Genomic DNA, 524 nt, shown 5'->3' with positions numbered 1-524 from the left:
CCGGCCTTGTCCTTTTGCAGCCGCCAGACCAGGGGGAAGGCGGGGTCGGTGATCCAGTCTTGGAGGTATTGGGCGCGCACGTGCCGGATGGTGCCCAGCCGGCCTTGTTCCACGAGTTGGCGGGCCAGGGCGACGGCGGGGACGCGCCGGTAGTTGAACGCGACCATCGATCGCACCCCGCGTGCCGATGCCTCGGCCGCCGCGGCGGCCATCGCTTCGGCTTCCGCGACGGTGTTGGCCAGGGGCTTTTCCACGATGACGTGTTTGCCGGCGGCCAGGGCGGCGACGGCGATCTCGGCGTGGGAGTCGCCGGGGGTGCAGATGTCAACAATGTCGACGTCGTCGCGGTGGATGAGGTTCTTCCAGTCGGTTTCCACCGCGGCCCAGCCGAGTTGGGCTGCTGCGGTGGTGGCCGCCTGCTGCGACCTGCCCGCCAGCACCGTCATGGACGGGGCCAGGGGCAGGTCGAAGAAAGCGCCGACACTTCGCCAGGCCTGGGAGTGCACACGCCCCATGAACGCGTA

The 524-nt window shown here is 69.5% G+C and carries 1 protein-coding gene; it reads right to left on the bottom strand.

What is annotated here, in order from left to right:
* Positions 1-524: Gfo/Idh/MocA family protein (locus Pth03_RS41215; protein ID WP_203949964.1), on the bottom strand; the 524-nt coding region annotated here is incomplete at both ends.

Source organism: Planotetraspora thailandica, from assembly GCF_016863335.1.
Taxonomy (GTDB): Bacteria; Actinomycetota; Actinomycetes; order Streptosporangiales; family Streptosporangiaceae; genus Planotetraspora; species Planotetraspora thailandica.
This window is presented reverse-complemented; position numbering and strand designations above follow the sequence as displayed.